This window comes from Actinoalloteichus hymeniacidonis (assembly GCF_014203365.1).
Lineage (GTDB): Bacteria > Actinomycetota > Actinomycetes > Mycobacteriales > Pseudonocardiaceae > Actinoalloteichus_A > Actinoalloteichus_A hymeniacidonis.
In genome coordinates, this window is record NZ_JACHIS010000001.1 from 4,408,761 (window position 1) to 4,428,408 (window position 19,648).

The window sequence follows — 19,648 nt, forward strand, 5'->3', positions numbered from 1 at the left end:
CCACCTCCCTCACGATGTGTCTGTGGAGTCAAGTCCTCGGTGTCCGCGCTGGCCTAGCGCACCACGGCATCCGAGCGATCTCGGTCGTCCTCGGCGAGAAGCACGCTGTGCTCGGGATCCCAGGCCAGCACGACTGGTTGACCCGGCCCGCCCGCATCGCTGATGCGGCGCGTGTTCTGCACGAAAGCCACCAGGGTGACCGATCCGGCGACCGGCGACTGCACCAGGTACTGGGTGGACACCCCGGTGTAGACGATGTCCACGATGGTCCCCGGCAGCACGCACCAGCCTGCGGGAGGCGACACCGCGCCGTCGACGTCGTACACATGAACTTTCTCCGGCCGCACCGTCAACGCCACCGAGCCGCCCACGCGGGCTGCGGTCGAGGCAGGCAGTGCGGCGCGCAGCCTGCCGCCCGCCCCCACCCGCAGTTCCACGACGTCCGCGGCCGCATCATGACCGATCACCTCGGTGTCGAGGATGTTGGCCGCGCCCGTCGCCGAGGACCGCAGGAACTCCGCGACGAAACGGGACGCCGGCCGTTCGTACACGTCCTCCGGGTAGCCGACCTGCCGGAGCCGTCCGCCCCCCAGCACCGCCAACCGATGGGAGAGGACCAGCGCCTCCTCCTGATCGTGGGTGATGTAGAGGAAGGTGGTGCCCACCTCGCGTTGAATGCGCATCAACTCGACCTGCATCTGCCCGCGCAGCTGGGCATCGAGCGCGCCCAGCGGCTCGTCGAGCAGCAGAAGCCTCGGCCGAGCCGCCAGCGCTCTGGCCACCGCCACCCGCTGCTGCTGACCGCCGGAGAGCTGATTCGGTCTGCGACGGGCGTAACCCGACAGCTGCACGAGCTCCAGATGCTCCCCCACCCGACGTCGCAGCGCATCGCCACGCAGCCCCTTGCGTCGGAGTCCGTAGGCGACGTTGTTCCACACGTCCAGGTGCGGGAACAGCGCGTACGACTGGAAGACGGTGTTCACATCGCGCCGGTAGGGCGGCACCCCGACCATGTCGACACCGTCGAGTTCGATACTGCCGCGGTCGGGGTCGACGAAGCCCGCGATCGTGCGCAGCAACGTCGTCTTCCCGCTGCCGGAGGGCCCGAGGATCGAGAAGAACTCACCCTCGTGGACCCGCAGCGAGAAGTCGTCGAGCACGACCTGGTCACCGTAGCTCTTGGTGACACCGGACAACGCGACCGCCACCGGAGCGAAGGTGTCCGGTGTGCGCTGCTCACGCGGATGGAACTCCGCAGAGTCGTCGATGGACTCGTCGGTCACGACACACACCTCGGGGAGAAGAACGACAACGGACCGAGCCGCCCCGGAAGTGTCCGGATCTCGATCTGGGCCGCAGCCTAGACGAGCAGGTCCGCAGCCAGCACGGTCGAGCCTGATCGGGGCCTCGACGCCCCGATATGCGACGATAAGTCGGCAACCTACTCGATCGTGTTCGTGGTGGAGGGAACGTGGCCGCTCGCGGTTCTGCAAAGTCCTCGTCGGCGGTGGAGAAAAGCCCCGCGACAACCGTGGACCCTCATGAGGAGCCGTCGGCCGAATGGGGCTGGCACGGCGGGTTCCCCGTCGGCACCCGTGTCGCCGGATGGGTCGGGGCCTTCGCGGTCTTCGCCATGCTGATCGGCAACCATGAGGGTCACACCGAGGATCTGTGGCTCCTCGTCATCGGCTCCGCCATGGTGGTCGGGCTGATCTGGGATCAGGTCCGCCGACGCACCTCATGGCGCCGCTGACGCTTTCTCGCACTGTCCTGTCCTCGGCGCCGGATCGTCGGCGTCGAGGCAGCAGCGTGCGCCACGCACCGAACACGATTCACGCGCGGCCCCCGATCGCGGTCGTCCCCCGGTAATCCGGCGGTCTCACCACCATCACGACCGGTGACACTCGCATCGGGATTCTTGCGCCGTCGCGCCGGGGTCTGTTCACTGAACGTGTGCACTCCTGCCGACCGGCCCGCTGGGCGTAGGTCGGCGATTCGGGCCGACGACGCCCCGGTGCGCCCTGTCCGTTCCCAACCTTCGGTGCGGACCCCGAGGCCACGAAGTCCACCCGGACGCCGACCCGGCCGAAGGTCGAATGCCGTTCATCGGTGTCGACACAGGGTCCGATCGAGCCGGTCCAGTGCAGCGATGGAGATCGATGATGAGCGTCACCGACGAACTACTCAGGAACAACAAGAAGTACAGCGAGACCTTCGGTGTCAAACTCCCGCTGCCACCGGCCAAGAAACTCACCGTGGTGGCCTGCATGGACTCGCGGCTCGACGTGTTCGAGATGCTGGGTCTCCAGCTGGGTGACGCTCACATCATCCGCAACGCGGGCGGAGTGATCACCGACGACATGATTCGCTCGCTGGTCATCAGCCAGCGCAAGTTGGGCACCCGCGAGATCATCCTCGTGCACCACACCGACTGCGGACTACTCACGTTCAGCGACGACGAGTTGAAGGCCGAGATACTCGCCGAGACCGGGATCAAGCCCGAGTGGGCGGCGGAGGCCTTCGACGACCTCGACGGGGACGTCCGGCAGAGCCTCAGACGCATCCAGACCAGCCCGTTCATCGAGCACAAGAACGTCCGAGGGTTCGTGTTCGACGTGGAGACCGGCGAACTACGCGAGGTCATCTGACCCCGGCGCAGCGGCCGTCCGCCTCAGCCCTGCGCGGCGAGCTGACCGCAGGCGGCCGCGATCTCCTGTCCCCTGGTGTCTCGGACGGTGCAGCTCACGCCGCCATCCTGGACCCGACGGACGAACTCCCGCTCCACCGGCTTGGGACTGGCATCCCATTTGCTCCCCGGAGTCGGGTTCAACGGGATGAGATTCACGTGGACCAGCTGGCCGAGGTGCTTGCGCAGCAGCTTCGCCAACAGGTCCGCCCGCCACGGCTGGTCGTTGACGTCCCTGATGAGCGCGTACTCGATGGACACCCGCCTGCCGGTGCTGTCCGCGTAGTAACGGGCCGCCTTGAGCACCTCTTCGACCGACCATCGGGTGTTGACCGGCACCAGGGTGTCTCGGAGCTCGTCGTCCGGCGTGTGCAGCGACACCGCCAGCGTGACCTGGAGTCCCTCATCGGCCAGCTTGCGGATCGCAGGCGCCAGACCGACCGTCGACACCGTCACCGAGCGCTGGGAGAGCCCGAGGCCCTCCGGCGCCGGGTCGCAGATGCGTCGCACGGCGGCGACCACTCGCTTGTAGTTCGCCAACGGCTCGCCCATGCCCATGAACACGACGTTCGAGAGGCGGCCCGGGCCCCCCGGCAGCAGGCCGTCGCGCATCGCCAGCGCAGCCGAGCGGACCTGGTCGACGATCTCCGCCGTCGACATGTTGCGCTGCAGGCCGCCCTGACCCGTGGCACAGAACGGGCAGGCCATGCCGCAGCCCGCCTGGCTGGAGATGCAGACCGTCGCGCGGTCGGTGTAGCGCATCAACACGCTCTCCACGAGCGTGCCGTCATGTGCCCGCCACAATGTCTTACGGGTGGTGCCCTCGTCGGTGGTCACATCCCGCACCGGGGTGAACAAGGTCGGCAGCAACTCGCCGACCAGCCGCTCCCTGGCGGCAGCGGGGATGTCGGTCATCGAAGCCGGATCGGTGCTCAGCCTGCCGAAATAGTGGTTGGCGAGCTGGGCGGCCCGGAAGGGCTTCTCACCCAGTTCGGCCACCGCCGCTTTGCGGTCGGCGACATCGAGGTCGGCGAGGTGCCTCGGCGGAAGGCCGCGGCGGGGAGCGTCGAAGACGAGGGGAAGAGCAGTCATGGCGTGGTCCAGTGTCCCACGGATCGCGGAGTGCTCTCATTCGCCCGTGCTTCTCCCGGCTCGGCGCCTGCCCCGCGACGGCGAGGCCGCAATACGCGGTGTCGCGCTGACCCTCGGTCAGGGCAGCAACGGCGTCCTCGGTTTACGTCGGGTGTGCAGCCGATAGGCGACCGTGATCTCCACACCGGGCGTCTGCGCGATCGCCCTGGCCGCGACACGACGGGAGAACTCGATCCGCAGGACCTCACCGAGGCTCTGTCGATCCTCGAACCGCCAGCGGGTATCGATCCGACGGCACTCGAAGCCCTCGGCGGCGAAGAACTCCTCCACCGCACCGGGCGAGTATCGGGGCAGGTCGGCCCGCATCCATGTCCCATAGGCATGACGGCTGGCATCCAGATCGATGATCGCGAGCATCCCACCGGGTCGAAGCACTCGATCGGCCTCCCGCAGGCCTGGCTCGCAGCCCGGTCCGAAGAAGTAGGCGGTCCTGGCGTGGACCAGATCGACGCTGGAATCGGGGATGGGCAGCCGCTGTGCCCCGGCGGCGGCGATGCGGACCGACTCGAAACCCGACATCCGCTGCCGGGCCCTCCGCACCAACGGCGGATGCGGTTCGACACCGAGGACACTGCGAGCCCGCTGGGCGAACAACGGGAGGTGAAACCCGTCACCGCAGCCGACGTCCACAACGTCGGCGTCGGTCCAATCGGCTTCCTGGGCCAACGCGGCGAACAACGCCCGATCTTGGTCCTGGGCCCGGTTCTCCAGTTCGTAGACCTCGGGCCAGTGCCAGATGTTGGGGCTCGGGAGCACGCCGGTTCCCGATGACTCGGAAGCCCAGGTCCGGCGTGCTCGCGCACGGAATCCGTCACGCACCGACCACAGGGCCATCAGGCGACGGGGATGAACCAGTTCAACAGCAACCAGGCCACCATCGCCGAGGGCAGCAACGAGTCCATCCGGTCCATGATGCCGCCGTGACCGGGTAGCAGGTTGCCCATGTCCTTGACCCCGATGTCTCGCTTGACCAGCGATTCGAGCAGGTCACCCGCCGTGGCCGTCACGACGATCGCCACCCCGAACAGCACACCGTGCCACCACTGACCGCCCAGCAGCAGCGTGACGACGATGAGACCGGCCGCCACCCCGCTGACCAGGGATCCGGCGAAGCCCTCCCAGGACTTCTTCGGACTGATCCTCGGCGCCATCGGATGCTTGCCGAACAGCGCCCCGATCGCATAGCCACCGGTGTCGGAACCGATCACCGCGAGCATGAAGGCCACCACGCGCAACACGCCGTCGGCAGGCAGCACGAGCTGCGCGGCGAAGGTCGCGAACAGCGGGATATAGGTGACAGCGAAGATCGAACTGCCTGCATCGCGAAGGTAGTGCTGCGAGCCGCCCGGAGCCCGCCAGAGCAGACAGGCCAGCACCGTCAACATGAAGGCCGTGAGCACCCCGTCCAGCCCGAACGGCCAGGAGGACCAGATCATCGCCTGTCCACCGACCAACAGCGGTATCAGGGCGATCTTGATGCCCCTGGCCCGCCGGAAGGCGGTGGCCATCTCCACCGTGGACACGGCGACCGCAGCCGCGATCACCGCGATGAACAGGTGTCGCGCCCACAGCAGCGACGCGAGGATCGCACCGCCGAGTAGCAAGCCGACCAAGACCGCAGCGCCAAGATCACGCCCGGTCTTGGACGCGGGCTTCACCGGCGCAACCCGAACGACATCACCCGACGAGGGCGCCGGAGACTCCTGCGGCGCCCGCTCGATACCGATCCCCGGTGCCGCATCCTTTTCACCAGCCACCACCATCGACAGTCCTAGAAGCGTGGCTCGGTCGAGTATTCGATCAGCACGCTCTAGACCTCCAGGAGTTCGCTTTCCTTTTGCCGAACCAGCTCTTCGACCTGGGCGACATACTTGTCAGTGAGGCTCTGCAGTTCCTTCTCGGCACGGGTACCCGCATCCTCGCCCGCGTCACCGTCCTTGACCGCTCGGTCGATCTCGTCCTTGACCTTGCGGCGGAGGTTGCGGATGGTGACCTTGGATTCCTCGCCCTTGTTCTTCGCGACCTTGACGAGGTCCCGCCTGCGCTCCTCCGAGAGCTGCGGAACGAGCACCCGGATGATGTTGCCATCGTTGCTGGGGTTCACCCCGAGATCGGAACTGCGAATCGCCTTCTCGATAGCGTCCAACAGGCTCGCGTCATAAGGCTTGACGACGATCTGGCGAACCTCGGGGATGGTGATTCCCGCGACCTGGTTCAGCGGGGTCGGCTCCCCGTAGTACTCCACGACGATGTTGTTGAACATGCTCGGAGTCGCCCGACCGGTACGGATGTGCGCCAGTTCGTCCTTGGCGACGGCAACCGCCTTCTCCATCTTCTCCTCACCATCGAGAAGAGATTCGTCGATGTCGATCACGACTGACTCCTAACTATGCGTACCGGCAGATGGTGGGACCCGCTTGTCGATCTCAAGCACGCTCATTGCCCGGCGCGCTTGCAGCGGTGCTGACCAACGTCCCGATCTTCTCACCACGAACTGCGCGAGCGATGTTGCCCTCGGTAAGCAGGTTGAAAACCAAGATCGGCATGTTGTTGTCCATGCAGAGACTGAACGCCGTGGCGTCGGCGACCTTCAGGCCGCGCTCCAAGACCTCGCGATGGCTGATGTTGCTGAACATCGTGGCGGTCGGGTCACGCCTGGGGTCGGCGGTGTAGACGCCGTCGACGGCCTTGCCCATCAGCACGATCTCCGCACCGATCTCCAATGCCCGCTGAGCTGCGGTGGTGTCGGTAGAGAAGTACGGCATGCCCACTCCCGCACCGAAGATCACCACTCGGCCCTTCTCCAGGTGCCGGATGGAGCGACGGGGGATGTAGGACTCGGCGACCTGGCCCATCGTGATGGCGGTCTGCACCCGGGTGTCGATGCCCTGTTCCCGCTCGAGGAAATCCTGCAGCGCAAGGCAGTTCATCACGGTGCCGAGCATGCCCATGTAGTCGGCGCGGGTGCGCTCCATCCCGCGCTGTTGCAGCTCTGCGCCCCGGAAGTAGTTGCCGCCGCCGATGACCACACCGACCTGAACTCCACCGCGCACCACTGCGGCAATCTGGGCGGCCACGGTGTGCACGACGTCGGGGTCGACGCCGACACCGCCACCGCCGAACATCTCGCCGCCGAGCTTGAGCAGCACCCGACGGTAGCCGGAAGCTGTTTCGCTGTGTTCGGTCAACGGTCCTCCTCCATGAGCCTGACTGACTGCCGAACGCCCTGTCCTCCCGCCGCCTGAACGCGACGGGAGGACAGGGCGCGCTAGGACTCTCAGCCCTGGCCGACCTCGAAGCGGGCGAACCGCTTGATGGTCATGCCCGCATCACTCAGGAGCGACTTGACCTGCTTCTTGGAGTCCTGCACCGACGGCTGGTCGACGAGGACGACGTCCTTGAAGAAGCCGTTGAGCCTGCCCTCGACGATCTTGGTGAGAGCGGCCTCCGGCTTGCCCTCCTCGCGAGCGGTCTTCTCGGCGATCCGACGCTCGTTCTCCACCTGCTCGGCGGGAACTTCGTCGCGGGTCACGTAGCGGGGACGCAGCGCGGCGATCTGCATCGCGATACCGCGAGCGGCCTCCTCGCTGCCACCCTCGAACTCGACCACCACGCCGACGGCGGGCGGCAGGTCGGAGGAACGGCGGTGCAGGTAGACCGAGACCGGGCCGTCGAAGTTGGACACGCGGCCGATCTCGAGCTTCTCGCCGATCTTGGCGGACTGCTCCTGAACGAGCTCGTCCACGGTCTTGCCGTCGCCTGCGGGGGCGGCCTTGAGCGTCTCGACGTCGCCGGCCGAGTTGGCCTTGGCCACCGCGACGATCTGCGCCGCGAGAGCCTCGAAGGCCTCGTTCTTGGCGACGAAGTCGGTCTCGCAGTTCAGTTCGAGAAGCACCCCGCCGTCGGCGGCGACGAGGCCGTTGGCGGTGGTCCGCTCGGCGCGCTTGTCGACGTCCTTGGCACCCTTGATGCGCAGGATCTCGACGGCCTTGTCCATGTCGCCGTCGGTCTGCTCCAAGGCCTTCTTGCAGGCCATCATCCCGGAGCCGGTGATCTCCCGAAGCCGCTTGATATCAGCCGTCGTGTAGTTCGCCATGGTGCGTCGTCAATCCTTACGTGTCTGTTGTGCGCGGCGAAGTCGCGCCAGGGGGCTTGAGTGGGGAACCACGGGGTGTACCCCGTTGGGCGCGACCGCGCGGGCGGGCCAGATAGGCCCGCCCGCGCGGTCATCCATGGTCGGCAGCAGGCTCAGGCCTGGGCGGGCTGCTCGGCAGGAACCTCGGGCGCCTCGGAAGCCTCGGGCTTCTCGGCGTTGCCGGACTCGGAACCCGTGAGCAGTTCCTTCTCCCACTCGGCGAGCGGCTCGTCGGTCGCACCCGGCTGCGGCTTGTCCTCGCCCTCCGGCGCGGCGTTGTTGCGGCCGGAACGGGTCATCAAGCCCTCCGCGACACCGTCGGCGACCACGCGGGTCAGCAGCGCGGCGGAACGGATCGCGTCGTCGTTACCCGGGATCGGGTAGTCGACCTCGTCGGGGTCGCAGTTGGTGTCGAGGATCGCGACGACCGGGATACCCAGCTTGCGAGCCTCGCCAACGGCGATGTGCTCCTTCTTGGTGTCGACGATCCACACCGCGCTCGGCACCTTGGCCATGTCGCGGATACCGCCGAGCGTGCGGGCCAGCTTGTCCTTCTCGCGAGTCAGCATCAAGATTTCCTTCTTGGTGCGACCCTGGAAGCCACCGGTCTGCTCCATCGACTCGAGCTCCTTGAGGCGCTGGAGACGCTTGTGCACGGTGGTGAAGTTGGTCAGCATTCCGCCGAGCCAACGCTGGTTGACGAAGGGCATCCCCACGCGCAGCGCCTGCTCGGAGATCGCTTCCTGTGCCTGCTTCTTCGTGCCGACGAACAGGATCGAGCCGCCGTGCGCGACGGTCTCCCTGATGAACTCGAAGGCCCGGTTGATGTAGGACAGCGTCTGCTGCAGGTCGATGATGTAGATGCCGTTGCGCTCGGTGAAGATGTAGCGCTTCATCTTCGGGTTCCAGCGACGAGTCTGGTGCCCGAAGTGAACGCCGCTGTCGAGCAGCTGCTTCATGGTGACGACGGCCATAGCCGGTTACACCTCGTATGGTCGGCGTGCTGGACTCTGCCTGCACGCGCTGCGGTTGTCGCGACGGACCGGGTCGGTCCGTCGCCCTGGTGCCATGCGAGACGACCCGGACCCGAGGCGAATGGAGCACCGTCGGGACCACCGGGCGCCCTGCCTGACCGATTACTCGCTGTCAGGCAGCATTGGCACTGTGAAGTCGGCCTGGAGTACCTGTGGCCGCACCCACCAGTATACGACCCCTTCATCGCGCTCCCCGAGCCGGTTGACCACCGCACCCAGGGGTTGTCCACATCGCCTGTCTTCGTCCACAGCTTGAGCGGATCCCGAAACGGGTGTGTCGCTCATCCGCCAATCTGGCCGCATGCCCGAGTCGACCCCACCCACCCCGCCGAGCGCGGCAGCCGCAGTACTCACTCGCCATCGACGTCGACCGTGCGACCTCCCGGACACCTCCCGTCACTCGGGCACCGTTGACGGCTGGGCAGAACCTCACCCGCGAACGCGAGGCCCTCGGAGGCTTCGACCGTCGGACTCCGATCGGAATCTCTCGATGACGGGCCGGGGTCCGAAGTCGGGGAGATCGAAAAGTGCGTATGCGGCCGATGGGTCCGAGGTGACACCGCGGGCCCGAAGGGCGTTCGGGGCTTATGAGGCACCGGGGCTCGGGCTCGCTAGCCCCGTCGGGATCGCATCATGATATCGATCCGACGTGAGGCGGCAGCACATCGCGCGAAGGAGGCAGATCGGCTGGGGCTGCGGCAGCGGGCGTCGGCACGGCCTCGCCGGTGGCGCACGAGGGCCTCCGTTTCGGCCCTCGCCCTCGTGCTGCTGACGTCGACCTCGGCGCCCTCGGCGGCGTCATGGAAGGTCGAGGTGGCATACGCCCCGATCCGCGAGACGGCCGCCGACGTCGCCCCATCGACTTTCGGGTCCCCGGTCTCCCCGCTGGTCGTGGTCCGCCCGTTCGACCCGCCCCCGACCCCCTACGGCCGAGGGCATCGAGGAGTCGACCTGGGCATCACACCGGGCGCCTCGATCCATGCAGCGGGAGCGGGCGTGGTCCGCCATGCAGGACCGGTCGCCGGGCGCTCCGTGGTCTCGATACAACACCGAAGCGGCTTGATCACGACCTATGAACCCGTGCAGCCCGTGGTCACCGTGGGATCCGCCGTGAGGCGTGGCGAGACGATCGGCAACGGGATGGCCGGTCACCCGGGCTGTCCGGCCGAAGCCTGCGTGCATTGGGGCGCACGCAGTCAGTCGGTCTATCTCGACCCGCTCACCCTGCTCGGGCTGCGACACCTGCGACTGCTGCCCTGGTGACGGGGCGAGCGGTTCGTCGAACGGGCGGGCTGGACCGGCTGCCGAACCGGGTGCGTCACGACGACGCGCCCCGGTCGGCAGCCGCGCTACTGCCCCTGTTCGGCCAGCTTCGTCCGCAACCGCAGCACGGCACGGGTATGCAGCTGGCACACCCGGGACTCGGTCACTCCGAGGACTCGGCCGATCTCAGCCAGCGTCAGATTCTCGAAGTAGTAGAGGGTCACCACCACGCGGTCGCGCTCCGAGAGGTGTGCGATCGCCTCGGCGAGTTGCCGCCTGCTGTCGCGGTCCACCAGCTTGGCCACCGGATCCTCGGCCCGATCATCGGGCAGGGTCTCGGCCAGCGATGCCGATCCCCGCCCGGCCGCGATCAGCTCGTCCAGCGCGACGACGCTGGTGAGCTGGAGTTGGGCGAACAGGTCGTGCAAGTCGCCGACCCCGATCCCCAGCTCCCCGGCGAGCTCCGGATCGCTCGCGGTGCGCTGCAATCTGCCTTCGAGCCGTTCGATGGCTCGCTCGACGTCCCTGGCCCGGCTTCGAACCGATCGGGGAACCCAGTCCTGCGCGCGCAGATCGTCGAGGATCGCACCTCGAATGCGCTGCATCGCGTAGGTCTCGAACTTGAGTCCACGCTCCGGCTCGAACTTCTCGATCGCATCGACCAGCCCGAAGATGCCGGACTGGATCAGATCCGCGACGTCGACGTGCGAGGGCAGGCCGGTGCCGACCCGGCCCGCAACGTACTTGACCAGCGGCGCGTAGTGCAGAACGAGACGATCGCGCAACGGCCGTCTGCGCTCCGTGCCGTAGGAACGCCACAACGCGACGATGCCTGCCTCGACATCGGTGCTTCGCTCCGGCTGATCGAGCGATGCAGCAGCGGAGGCGTCCGCTCTCGCGCCGACGGCATCGCGTGGCCGGGTATCGCCCACCGGAGCTGTCCCGGATCTACCCGAACCGGTGCCTCGCACGACATCGGTTCCTCCGGCGCGTCGTTCTTCCTGACGCACAGTGGCAGTTCGGGAACCTCCCCCGGCATCGTCAGGAACGGGGGTGGGTTCGGTCATGGATCGCCTTCAGCCGTTCGACGGTGACATGGGTGTAGAACTGGGTAGTTGAGAGCGTAGCGTGACCAAGCAACTCCTGAACGCTGCGGAGGTCCGCTCCGCCTTCGAGCAAGTGGGTCGCCGCAGAGTGCCGCAAACCATGCGGACCGGTGTCCGGTACCCCCGGCACAGCACGCAATACCTCGTGCACCACCCGACGAACGGCTCGCTGGTTGAGTCGGCCGCCACGGACGCCCAGGAACAACGCTGCTGCTGACGCCGAGGTCCGCAGGTGTGCGCGGCCCTTCGCCAGCCAGGCGTCGATCGCACGGTCCGCAGGCAGTCCGAAGGGGACGACACGTTGACGGCCGCCCTTGCCCATAACCGTCAGGAGACGTGCGTCCCGATCCACGTCGTCGAGATCGAGCGCGCACAACTCGGCCACTCGTACCCCGGTGGCGTACAACATCTCCACCACTGCGTGATCACGCAGCGCAACCGGGTCGGCCTCGGACGCGCCCGCGCCGGCAGCGCCCAGCGCTGCCTCGGCATCCTGTGCACGCAACACCACGGGGATCTGCCGACGAGGCGTGGGCGCCGACAGCCTGGGCCCCGGATCCTCGGTGATCCGCCCCGTCGCGTGCGCCCACGCCGTCAGGGCTCGGGCCGACGCCGCTCTCCGGGCCAACGTCGCTCGGCCCGCTCCTGCCGCATGCTGCCCGGCGAGCCAGGACCGGAGAACCCGCAGCGTCAACGCCGTGATGTCGTCGCCGCCGCACTCCTGCAGATGCGCCAACACACTGGTGGCATCACCTCGGTACGCACGGACCGTGTGCGGTGACAGATTCCGCTCCAGACTCAGGTGTCGGGCGAACTCCGCAGGTAAGTCGGCCAACTCGGGCGCGAGTGTGGTGTCGGTCGGTGCGGTCTTCTCCGGCGCCGACGCCGCAGATATCGACTCCGCAGACGCCGGCTCCGCAGGCATCGACTCCGTCATGAGGACAACGCTGCGCGGCGAAACCGATCACGTCAAGAATCCTCCAGAGCTGGGCGTGTCCTGCTCCCACCTGCCGGACAACACCGTCGGGAGCCGGATGCCTACCGTCGAACATGCCTTCGATCCCCCGGATACCCCCTCCCTGCTTGGCAACGAACGGCCACCGATCGAAACGCCCCTCACCGAACACGGATTCACCCGCATCAGAGCCCAGCGTCGAGGGCGACAGGCGACACCTCGGCGCGATGACGATGGGCTCCCGCGAGGTGTCGCCCACGGTCATGGCTTCGCTGCCATCGGAGGAATCGGGCGGGGTCGGCCTGTGCCGCCCACGGCAGTCCGGAGACCGCCCGCCGATGCCTGCTGAGCAGCCGGATGCGGACCCGCGCTGTGCGATCCGATACCGCTGCGGCCCCGCGTCGACCACGGACCCGGACCGCGCGCCACCCGATCACCTCGGTGCTCCGTTACGTCGGGTCCAACCGCACTCTCCTCTCATCGTCAGACCGCCCAACTCCAACAGCGGGAGAATCGCCCGCACCTGTCCCAGCTCGATGCCCGACCGCATCGAGATCTCCTCCGCGCTAGCGCCGCGTCGTGTATCCAGTGACTCGAAAACCCGGAGTTCCTCCTCGTTCAGTCGGTCCGTCTCCCGAGCCGTGGGCTCGATCGGTGTCAGCAGATTCGTCCCGGCAGGCCCGACCGCTTCCGCTATCTCGGCCATCGTGGTGACCAGCAGGGCCGCCCCATCACGCAGGAGCTCGTGGCAGCCGACCGACAACGCCGAGGTCGCGGGTCCCGGTGCCGCCATCACCACTCGGCCCAACGCCCCCGCGAGCCCGGCCGTGTTCCTCGCGCCGCTGCGGCGGCCCGCCTCGACCACGACCGTCCCCGCCGACAGCGCCGCGATAAGCCGGTTACGCACCAAGAACCGGTGGCGAGCAGGTGGTGTACCCGGTGGGTACTCACTCACCACCGTGCCCGCCCCTGCGACGATCGCTCGCAGCAGATTCGAGTGGCCGGCGGGGTAGTCCATGTCCAGCCCACAGGCCAGCACCGCGAGCGTGATCCCGTTCGCCGCGAGGGCACCGCGATGCGCCGCACCGTCGATCCCGTAGGCCGCCCCCGAGATCACCGAGAAACCACGACCCACCAGGTCATGGGCGAACTCGGCGGCCAGCTGCTCCCCATAGCCTGATGCAGCTCGGGATCCGACGATCGAGACTGCCGAATCCGTCGCAGTCAGCAGGTCGGGCGAGCCTCGGATCCACAGCGCCAACGGTGCGGCCACATTCGCGATGCCGCTCGCCATCGCCTGTTCACAGCTCTCGAACCGTTCTCGCGGCCACTGGTCGTGTTCGGGCACCAGCAGGCGGAGCCCGCGCGCCTGTGCGGTCTGCAGGTCCTCCTCCTCGCGGCGCACCGTCCGACGGGCGCCGACCTCCTTCATGACCTCCGTGGGTACCCGACCGGCTCGTACCGCGTTCGCGGCCCGCTCGGCGCCGTGCTCGGCGACGAAGCCCACCAGAGCGGGTGCAGGCGGTTCGGCAACACGGGACAGGTATGCCCGCGCCGACAACAACGAGTGCTCCGCCCGGCTCATATCGCTAGCCGATCGCGGAACTGTAGGGCTGCCGACACATGTGCGGGCGTGGGCCGATCGACGTCTTCAAGATCGCTGAGCGTCCAAGCAACCCGGATGCACCGATCCGCTCCCCGCGCGGTCATCGCACCGACCGCCAATGCCCGATCGAGGATGGCCAGGGCCTCGGTATGCAGGGGGAAGTCGCGGCGCAGTGCGGGGCCGGGCACCTCCGCGTTGCACCGCCAACCGTATTCCGCCCACCGCTGCGCGGCCCGCTGTCGAGCGGAGCCGACCCGTTCCCGAACCACCTGCGTCGATTCCGGCTCGCATCCCGTCCGCACGGTGAGTGCAGTGACCGGACGCATTCGGACCCGCAGATCCACCCGGTCCAGCAATGGCCCGGATAGCCTGCCGAAATAGCGCCGTCGATGGACTGCGGAGCAGACACAATCACGGTCTCTCGGTGGTGCACAGGGACAGGGATTGGTGGCCAGGACGAGTTGACAGCGCGCCGGAAACCTGGCGACGCCCTGACTGCGCGCGATGCGGACCTCGCCCTCCTCCAGGGCAGTTCGCAGCGCGTCCAGGTGTTTGGCGCCGAATTCGCAGGCCTCGTCGGCCAGTAACACCCCTCGGTGTGCACAGCTCACCGCGCCGGGTCGCGCTATGCCCGTCCCACCACCGATCAACGCGGGTAGCGAGATCGAGTGATGCGGCGCGACGAAGGGCGGGAAGCGCGTCAGGGGTGATTCCGGCGCGAGGAGTCCGGCTACCGACTGGATCATCGCGACCTCGATCGCCTCCTCCCTGGACAGTTCCGGTAGCAGTCCGGCCAGTCGCTGCGCGAGCATGGTCTTGCCGGTGCCCGGCGGGCCCACCAGCAGAAGGTGATGGCCGCCCGCAGCAGCCACCTCCAGGGCCCAGCGCGCTTCCGGTTGCCCCACCACGTCCGAGAGATCGCCGGTCTGCCGGTCGCCGGGCGGAAGTGCAGCGGCTTCGGGGGTGGTGGTCAGGTCGTCCGACTCGCCGCGCAGCCACCTGATCACGTCGATGAGTCGACGCGCACCGCGAGCGGCGACACCCTCGACGAGTGCGGCCTCGGCCAAGGCCTCGACGGGAACGATCGCCTCCCGAAGACCCGCCTTGCGCGCCGCCAACAACGCGGGCAGGACGCCGCGCACCGCCCGGAGCCTGCCGTCCAACGCCAGCTCGCCCAACAGCAGCATTCCGGGGAGTCGAAGGCCGGGAACCACCCCGGCGGCGGCGAGGACGACGCAGGCGAGAGCGAGGTCGTAGCCCGCACCGCACTTCTGCAAGCCCGCTGGCGACATCCCGAGGGTGACCCTCGATCTCGGCCAACTCTCACCGCTGTTGCGCAGTGCCGCCTTGATCCGATCCTTGGACTCGTTGACCACCGCGTCCGGCCTGCCGATCAGCTTCACATCGGGCACGCCTGCGCCCACGTCGGCCTCGATCTCGATCAGAACGCCGTCGACGCCGACCAGGGCGACTCCCCATCCGGTCGCGATGCCCATCACAACACCCCGCGCAGATGGTGTAGCCGGACATGCTCGTCCTTGGGCCAGAGCACCGTGACGATGTCGAACCGGACCGGTACCCACCCGATGTGATACCTGCTCAGCCAGGCGTTGGCGAGCCTGCGCAGCCTGCGTGCCTTGGCATCGGTGATCGCCTCGACGGGGTCGCCGAACTCCTCCCCCGATCTGGTCTTGACCTCGCACACGACCACCCCGCCGTCCTGATAGCCGACGAAGTCGAGCTCACCGAGTTCGCAGCGCCAGTTGCGCGTGAGCAGGACGATGCCCTGGCGGGTCAGGTACTCGGCCGCGAGATCCTCGCCGAGCCTGCCTAGTTCCGCCGGGGTCGGCGGCACGGTTTCCTGCGGTGGCTGCGTGGTCATGACATCCCCTCCATCGAGTCACGGACTTCGGGGCACACGATGGCGCGGATCGACGGAGATAACGAATGTGAAAACCATTCCTGTGGATGGATTCGGCCCTGTGGACAACTCGCCGAGAACTGCGCGGCACCGAGACGAGCAACCGTGATTCCCGTGCTATGTCTGGAGATCAACGCAGTTCAGCGCCGTAAGCGTCCCCAGAAGGCAGCGCTACGGCTCGGCTCGACACCCGGGCAGCCCGGAGATCGAGCCGAGCCGGTCGGTCGACGTCGACGGGCGGGCGCCGCCGGTTACTCGCCGGTCGTCACCCGATCGAAGGCGGCCGCAGCGGCGCCCACCACCCCCGCCTTCTCGGCGAGCTGCGCCTGCCGCACCTCGACGATCTCCCCGGCCGGGCGCATCGCGAGGACGCGTGCCCGTTCCCGGACGGGCACGAGGAATTGGTCGCCGGTGCGGGCGACGCCACCACCCAACACGATGAGTTGCGGCTCGAAGACGTTGATGAAACCCGCAAGAGCAGCCGCGAACAGGTCGGTCGTCTCCCGCCACACCGCGTGCGCCAGCGCGTCGCCCGCGCGGGCCGCTCGCGCGACGTCGGCCGCATTGATGTCGGTCAACGCGGCCAGTGTCGAATGCCCGCCATCGTCGATCCGTTCCCTGGCACGGGCCGCGATGGCGGTCCCGGAGGCATACGCCTCCAGACAGCCCCGAGCTCCGCAGCCACACAATCGACCATCGGCGACCATCAGCGTGTGCCCGAGTTCCCCGCCGTTGCCTCGGCCACCTCGAAACACCCGGCCGTCGATCACGGCGCCACTACCGACTCCGGTGGAGACGGTGAAATAGAGCAGATCTCGAATCCCCCGGCCCGCCCCGAAACGCCATTCACCGACCGTGGCGGCGGTGGCATCGTTCTCCACCCACACTCGGACGCCCAGTTCGGCGGCGACGAGGTCGGCGAGTGGGACATCGCCCCAACCCAGCAGATTCGGTGGATCGTGCACCACTCCGGAGCGGGAATCCAGCGGACCGCAGCAGCAGATCCCGACGGCCGTCAGATCGGCGAGGCGTAGTCCCGCAGAGGAGACCGTGTCCCTGGCCAGCCTGCACAACCGGGCGATGACCTGCTCCGGACCGTCCCCGGCGCCCGTCGGCGTCACCGTGAAGGCCTGCACCCGGCCGTCGGCGGACACCACCCCAGCCGCCAGCTTCGTCCCACCCACGTCCAAACCGAGGACGAAGTCGTCAGCAGCAGGCACCTCGGTCGAGTTCTGCCGGTCGCTCATCGGGCCACCAATTGATTCGCCGTGCGCAGCACATCGGGAGCGGCGAATCGTCGCGGATCGGCCTGGCCGGTGCCGCGTACCAGGAAGGTTCGCGATTCGCCTGGGAGCAGCGTCACCAACATGTCGTCGACCTCGGCGTCCGGTGCCACCCGGTCGGCCAGGATGGCGACATCACGGACGAGCGCAGCGGCGTGCACATGGACTCGGTGTCCGCCCTCGACGTCCTCGACCTCCACCCGCAGCGCGGCGGCGGGCAGTTCCAGATCCTTGTCGGGACGATAGAACCACCAAGCACGTTGGCCGGTGTCCGCATCGACGACCACCAGCTCGGAGCCCGCGGATCCGGGGGTGGCCAAATCCTCGGCCAGCACCACGGTCGCAGATCCCCGAGGCGGTACCACCACCGGTTCCACACTCGCGATCAATTCCGTGCCGTCGAAGGACAATCGACGCGACCCGAGCACGGTGGACCACTCCTGATCCGTGTCGTTCACCGCGACCACGGCCAGCCCGCCGTCGCGAGGTTGCACCGTGAGCAGTCGATCGAGGTAGCTGCGTCGCAACGCGTACCACAGAGGCTTCTTACGCCCGTCGCCGTCGATCGCCGCCCAGGAGGTCACCGGCCAGCAGTCGTTGAGCTGCCACACGACCGTGCCCGCGCACACCGGGTGCAGTGCGCGGAAATGGTCGATCCCCAATGACACCGCCCTGGCCTGGTTGAGCTGCGTGGCCCAGCACCAGTCGTCGAAGTCCGCCGGAACACCGAAATGGGCGTCGAGTCCCCTGGTGAGTTTGGCGTCGCCGTCGGCGGCCTTCTGATGCACCGCCATACCCGGGCTGGTCGGGGTCAGCGGCTCGTCGTGAACGGCGCGTCGCAGTGTCGTCGAGGTCGGCGGGCCCTGATAGCCGAATTCGGCCACGAACCGGGGACGGTAGTCGCGATAGGCCAGGTAATCGCGGCTGTTCCAGACATCCCAGACGTGCATGCTGCCGTGCGCGGGATCGTTGGGGTGGATCTCCGAGGTGACCGACCATGGGCTGCTCGCGGTGTACGGACGGGTCGGGTCGAGTTCGGCGACGATCTCCGGAAGCAATTCGGTGTAGTAACCCCATCCCCAGGTTCGGTCGCCGAGCCGTTCCTGCCAACCCCAGTCGTGCCAACCCCAGTTGTTCTCGTTGTTGCCGTTCCACAGCACCAGGCTGGGGTGCGGGCTGAGTCGGGCCACCGCCTCCCGCGCCTCCGCGATGACCTCACCGCGCAGCGGCTCCTCCTCCGGATAGGCGGCGCAGGCGAAGAGGAAGTCCTGCCAGGTGAGCATGCCTTCGCGGTCACAGATCCGATAGAAGTCATCGCTTTCGAAGATCCCCCCGCCCCACACGCGCAGCAGATTCACCCCGGCGTCCTTGGCCTGCGTGATCCGCGCTGCATAGCGGGTCGCGTCGACCCGGTGTGGGAAGGCGTCGTCGGGAATCCAGTTGGCACCACGTACAAACACGGGCTTGCCGTTGATCACGAAGGTGAAGCGGGTGCCCTCCACGTCGGAGCCGGTATCCAGCACCACGGTGCGGAAGCCGATCTCGCTCTCCCACACGTCGAGTTCGGCACCGGATTCGACACTGCGCAGCCGGACGGCGATCGGGTAGAGCGGTTGAGCACCGTGGCCGTGCGGCCACCACAGTTCGGGGTCCTCCACTCCGATACCCACCACGGCGTCGTCCTCGTCGGCATCCACCGCGAACTCCACCTGGTTCCCCGCCACCTCGACGGACACCAGCAACGGCTCGCTCTGTTCGCCGCCGCGGGCCAGTTCGATGTGTGTCGTCACCCGTCCGATGCCGTCCCGGACCTCGACCAGCGGTCGGACCTCGGCCAGCCGGGCGTGGGAGATCCCCTCCACCGCGATCGGCCGCCAGATGCCCGCTGTGACGACGTCGGGGCCCCAGTCCCAACCGAAATTGCAGGCCATCTTGCGGATCAGGTTGTAGGGATGGTGGTTGGTGTGCGGGAGTTCGCCGTTCTCCGCCCGCAGCCGCTCGATGTGCTCTACCGCAGCGGAGAAGGTCACCGTCAGCACGTTGTTCCCGGTGCGCAGCACGTCGGATACATCCAGGCGGTGTGTCCGGTGCATGTTCCTGGTCTCACCGACGACGGTCCCGTTGAGCTCCACGCGTGCGATGGTGTCCAGACCGGCGCACACCAACTCGACGAAGTCGTAGTCCTCGGTCTCGTCCCATTCGAAGGTCGTCTCGTATCGCCAGTCGGTTCGTCCGATCCAGGCGAGGGCGGACTCGTTGTCGTCGAGGTAGGGATCGGGGATCAGGTCGGCGGCCAACAGATCGGTATGCACACAGCCAGGCACCGTCGCGGGCACGACGGCCTCGGCGATCTCCGCCGGCGCCGGACCGCCGACGGCTCGCAGTGTCCAACCATCGTGCAGCAGCTTCCGCATCAACTCTCCCCTTGTCGAATCATCGCTGGTCCAAGCCCGGGGTTTCGGCCCCGGATTGCCCAGACGGCCCGGTACGGACCGCCTGGGCGATCG

At 67.7% G+C, this 19,648-nt stretch carries 19 protein-coding genes; 3 read left to right on the plus strand and 16 right to left on the minus strand.

Annotation, left to right across the window (positions count from 1 at the left end; translation table 11 throughout):
- Positions 1 to 53: 53 nt before the first annotated feature.
- Positions 54 to 1,283 carry an ABC transporter ATP-binding protein gene (locus BKA25_RS18300; protein WP_236750601.1) on the minus strand — a complete coding sequence of 410 codons (1,230 nt, stop codon included), beginning with the start codon at positions 1,281 to 1,283 and terminating at the stop codon, positions 54 to 56.
- A gap of 224 nt (positions 1,284 to 1,507) precedes the next feature.
- Here BKA25_RS18300 and BKA25_RS18305 point away from each other — a divergent pair, with 224 nt between their 5' ends.
- Both BKA25_RS18305 and BKA25_RS18310 read left to right on the plus strand, forming a co-directional pair.
- Positions 1,508 to 1,753 (plus strand): DUF2631 domain-containing protein, encoded by a 246-nt coding sequence (locus BKA25_RS18305; RefSeq protein WP_375791889.1) that lies wholly within the window; start codon positions 1,508 to 1,510, stop codon positions 1,751 to 1,753.
- 409 nt (positions 1,754 to 2,162) lie between these two features.
- On the plus strand, positions 2,163 to 2,648 hold the full coding sequence (locus tag BKA25_RS18310; protein WP_069848050.1) for a beta-class carbonic anhydrase: 486 nt from the start codon (positions 2,163 to 2,165) through the stop codon (positions 2,646 to 2,648).
- 23 nt (positions 2,649 to 2,671) lie between these two features.
- On the opposite strand, the gene rlmN is transcribed toward BKA25_RS18310, so the two are convergent.
- The 7 genes from rlmN to rpsB form a co-directional block, all read right to left on the minus strand.
- Entirely contained in the window at positions 2,672 to 3,778 is a 1,107-nt protein-coding gene (rlmN, locus tag BKA25_RS18315; protein ID WP_069848048.1) for a dual-specificity RNA methyltransferase RlmN, read from the minus strand.
- 117 nt (positions 3,779 to 3,895) lie between these two features.
- On the minus strand, positions 3,896 to 4,594 hold the full coding sequence (locus BKA25_RS18320) for a class I SAM-dependent methyltransferase (protein WP_069853460.1): 699 nt from the start codon (positions 4,592 to 4,594) through the stop codon (positions 3,896 to 3,898).
- A 77-nt stretch (positions 4,595 to 4,671) separates the two neighbouring features.
- Positions 4,672 to 5,601: a phosphatidate cytidylyltransferase gene (locus BKA25_RS18325; RefSeq protein WP_084642746.1), complete on the minus strand. Its 930-nt coding sequence runs from the start codon at positions 5,599 to 5,601 to the stop codon at positions 4,672 to 4,674.
- A 47-nt stretch (positions 5,602 to 5,648) separates the two neighbouring features.
- Entirely contained in the window at positions 5,649 to 6,170 is a 522-nt protein-coding gene (gene frr, locus BKA25_RS18330; RefSeq protein ID WP_069853458.1) for a ribosome recycling factor, read from the minus strand.
- Between the two features lie 94 nt (positions 6,171 to 6,264).
- The gene (pyrH, locus tag BKA25_RS18335; protein WP_069848046.1) at positions 6,265 to 7,026 is read right to left on the minus strand and encodes a UMP kinase; all 762 of its coding nucleotides are present in this window, start codon (positions 7,024 to 7,026) and stop codon (positions 6,265 to 6,267) included.
- An 89-nt stretch (positions 7,027 to 7,115) separates the two neighbouring features.
- Complete coding sequence (tsf, locus tag BKA25_RS18340; RefSeq protein WP_069848044.1) at positions 7,116 to 7,934, minus strand: translation elongation factor Ts; 819 nt, start codon at positions 7,932 to 7,934, stop codon at positions 7,116 to 7,118.
- A gap of 152 nt (positions 7,935 to 8,086) precedes the next feature.
- A complete protein-coding gene (gene rpsB, locus BKA25_RS18345; RefSeq protein WP_069848041.1) occupies positions 8,087 to 8,947 on the minus strand; it encodes a 30S ribosomal protein S2 in 861 nt (286 codons plus the stop codon).
- Positions 8,948 to 9,769: 822 nt separating this feature from the next.
- Between rpsB and BKA25_RS18350 the strand changes: the two genes are divergently transcribed.
- Complete coding sequence (locus BKA25_RS18350; protein WP_236750599.1) at positions 9,770 to 10,270, plus strand: M23 family metallopeptidase; 501 nt, start codon at positions 9,770 to 9,772, stop codon at positions 10,268 to 10,270.
- Between the two features lie 86 nt (positions 10,271 to 10,356).
- On the opposite strand, the gene BKA25_RS18355 is transcribed toward BKA25_RS18350, so the two are convergent.
- The 8 genes from BKA25_RS18355 to BKA25_RS18390 form a co-directional block, all read right to left on the minus strand.
- Complete coding sequence (locus BKA25_RS18355; protein ID WP_375791859.1) at positions 10,357 to 11,202, minus strand: FliA/WhiG family RNA polymerase sigma factor; 846 nt, start codon at positions 11,200 to 11,202, stop codon at positions 10,357 to 10,359.
- A 109-nt stretch (positions 11,203 to 11,311) separates the two neighbouring features.
- Positions 11,312 to 12,313 (minus strand): tyrosine recombinase XerC, encoded by a 1,002-nt coding sequence (locus BKA25_RS18360; protein ID WP_236750596.1) that lies wholly within the window; start codon positions 12,311 to 12,313, stop codon positions 11,312 to 11,314.
- A 203-nt stretch (positions 12,314 to 12,516) separates the two neighbouring features.
- Positions 12,517 to 12,768: a hypothetical protein gene (locus tag BKA25_RS18365; RefSeq protein WP_157421006.1), complete on the minus strand. Its 252-nt coding sequence runs from the start codon at positions 12,766 to 12,768 to the stop codon at positions 12,517 to 12,519.
- Positions 12,765 to 13,916 carry a DNA-processing protein DprA gene (dprA, locus tag BKA25_RS18370; RefSeq protein WP_069848037.1) on the minus strand — a complete coding sequence of 384 codons (1,152 nt, stop codon included), beginning with the start codon at positions 13,914 to 13,916 and terminating at the stop codon, positions 12,765 to 12,767. The genes BKA25_RS18365 and dprA overlap by 4 nt, the downstream gene beginning before the upstream one ends.
- On the minus strand, positions 13,913 to 15,433 hold the full coding sequence (locus tag BKA25_RS18375; RefSeq protein WP_069848035.1) for a YifB family Mg chelatase-like AAA ATPase: 1,521 nt from the start codon (positions 15,431 to 15,433) through the stop codon (positions 13,913 to 13,915). The genes dprA and BKA25_RS18375 overlap by 4 nt, the downstream gene beginning before the upstream one ends.
- Positions 15,433 to 15,819, minus strand: coding sequence for a YraN family protein (locus tag BKA25_RS18380; RefSeq protein WP_069848033.1), 387 nt, complete (start codon positions 15,817 to 15,819; stop codon positions 15,433 to 15,435). The genes BKA25_RS18375 and BKA25_RS18380 overlap by 1 nt, the downstream gene beginning before the upstream one ends.
- A gap of 290 nt (positions 15,820 to 16,109) precedes the next feature.
- The gene (locus tag BKA25_RS18385; RefSeq protein WP_069848031.1) at positions 16,110 to 17,105 is read right to left on the minus strand and encodes an ROK family protein; all 996 of its coding nucleotides are present in this window, start codon (positions 17,103 to 17,105) and stop codon (positions 16,110 to 16,112) included.
- Complete coding sequence (locus BKA25_RS18390) at positions 17,102 to 19,555, minus strand: glycoside hydrolase family 2 protein (RefSeq protein ID WP_084642743.1); 2,454 nt, start codon at positions 19,553 to 19,555, stop codon at positions 17,102 to 17,104. The genes BKA25_RS18385 and BKA25_RS18390 overlap by 4 nt, the downstream gene beginning before the upstream one ends.
- Between the last annotated feature and the right edge of the window lie 93 nt (positions 19,556 to 19,648).

Coding starts and splice junctions, on each gene's coding strand:
- BKA25_RS18310 (WP_069848050.1), top strand. CDS start 2,163: ATGAGCGTCACCGACGAACTACTCAGGAACAACAAGAAGTACAGCGAG.
- rlmN (WP_069848048.1), bottom strand. CDS start 3,778: ATGACTGCTCTTCCCCTCGTCTTCGACGCTCCCCGCCGCGGCCTTCCG.
- BKA25_RS18325 (WP_084642746.1), bottom strand. CDS start 5,601: ATGGTGGTGGCTGGTGAAAAGGATGCGGCACCGGGGATCGGTATCGAG.
- frr (WP_069853458.1), bottom strand. CDS start 6,170: ATGGAGAAGGCGGTTGCCGTCGCCAAGGACGAACTGGCGCACATCCGT.
- tsf (WP_069848044.1), bottom strand. CDS start 7,934: ATGGCGAACTACACGACGGCTGATATCAAGCGGCTTCGGGAGATCACC.
- rpsB (WP_069848041.1), bottom strand. CDS start 8,947: ATGGCCGTCGTCACCATGAAGCAGCTGCTCGACAGCGGCGTTCACTTC.
- BKA25_RS18360 (WP_236750596.1), bottom strand. CDS start 12,313: ATGACGGAGTCGATGCCTGCGGAGCCGGCGTCTGCGGAGTCGATATCT.
- dprA (WP_069848037.1), bottom strand. CDS start 13,916: ATGAGCCGGGCGGAGCACTCGTTGTTGTCGGCGCGGGCATACCTGTCC.
- BKA25_RS18375 (WP_069848035.1), bottom strand. CDS start 15,433: ATGGGCATCGCGACCGGATGGGGAGTCGCCCTGGTCGGCGTCGACGGC.
- BKA25_RS18380 (WP_069848033.1), bottom strand. CDS start 15,819: ATGACCACGCAGCCACCGCAGGAAACCGTGCCGCCGACCCCGGCGGAA.
- BKA25_RS18385 (WP_069848031.1), bottom strand. CDS start 17,105: ATGAGCGACCGGCAGAACTCGACCGAGGTGCCTGCTGCTGACGACTTC.
- BKA25_RS18390 (WP_084642743.1), bottom strand. CDS start 19,555: ATGCGGAAGCTGCTGCACGATGGTTGGACACTGCGAGCCGTCGGCGGT.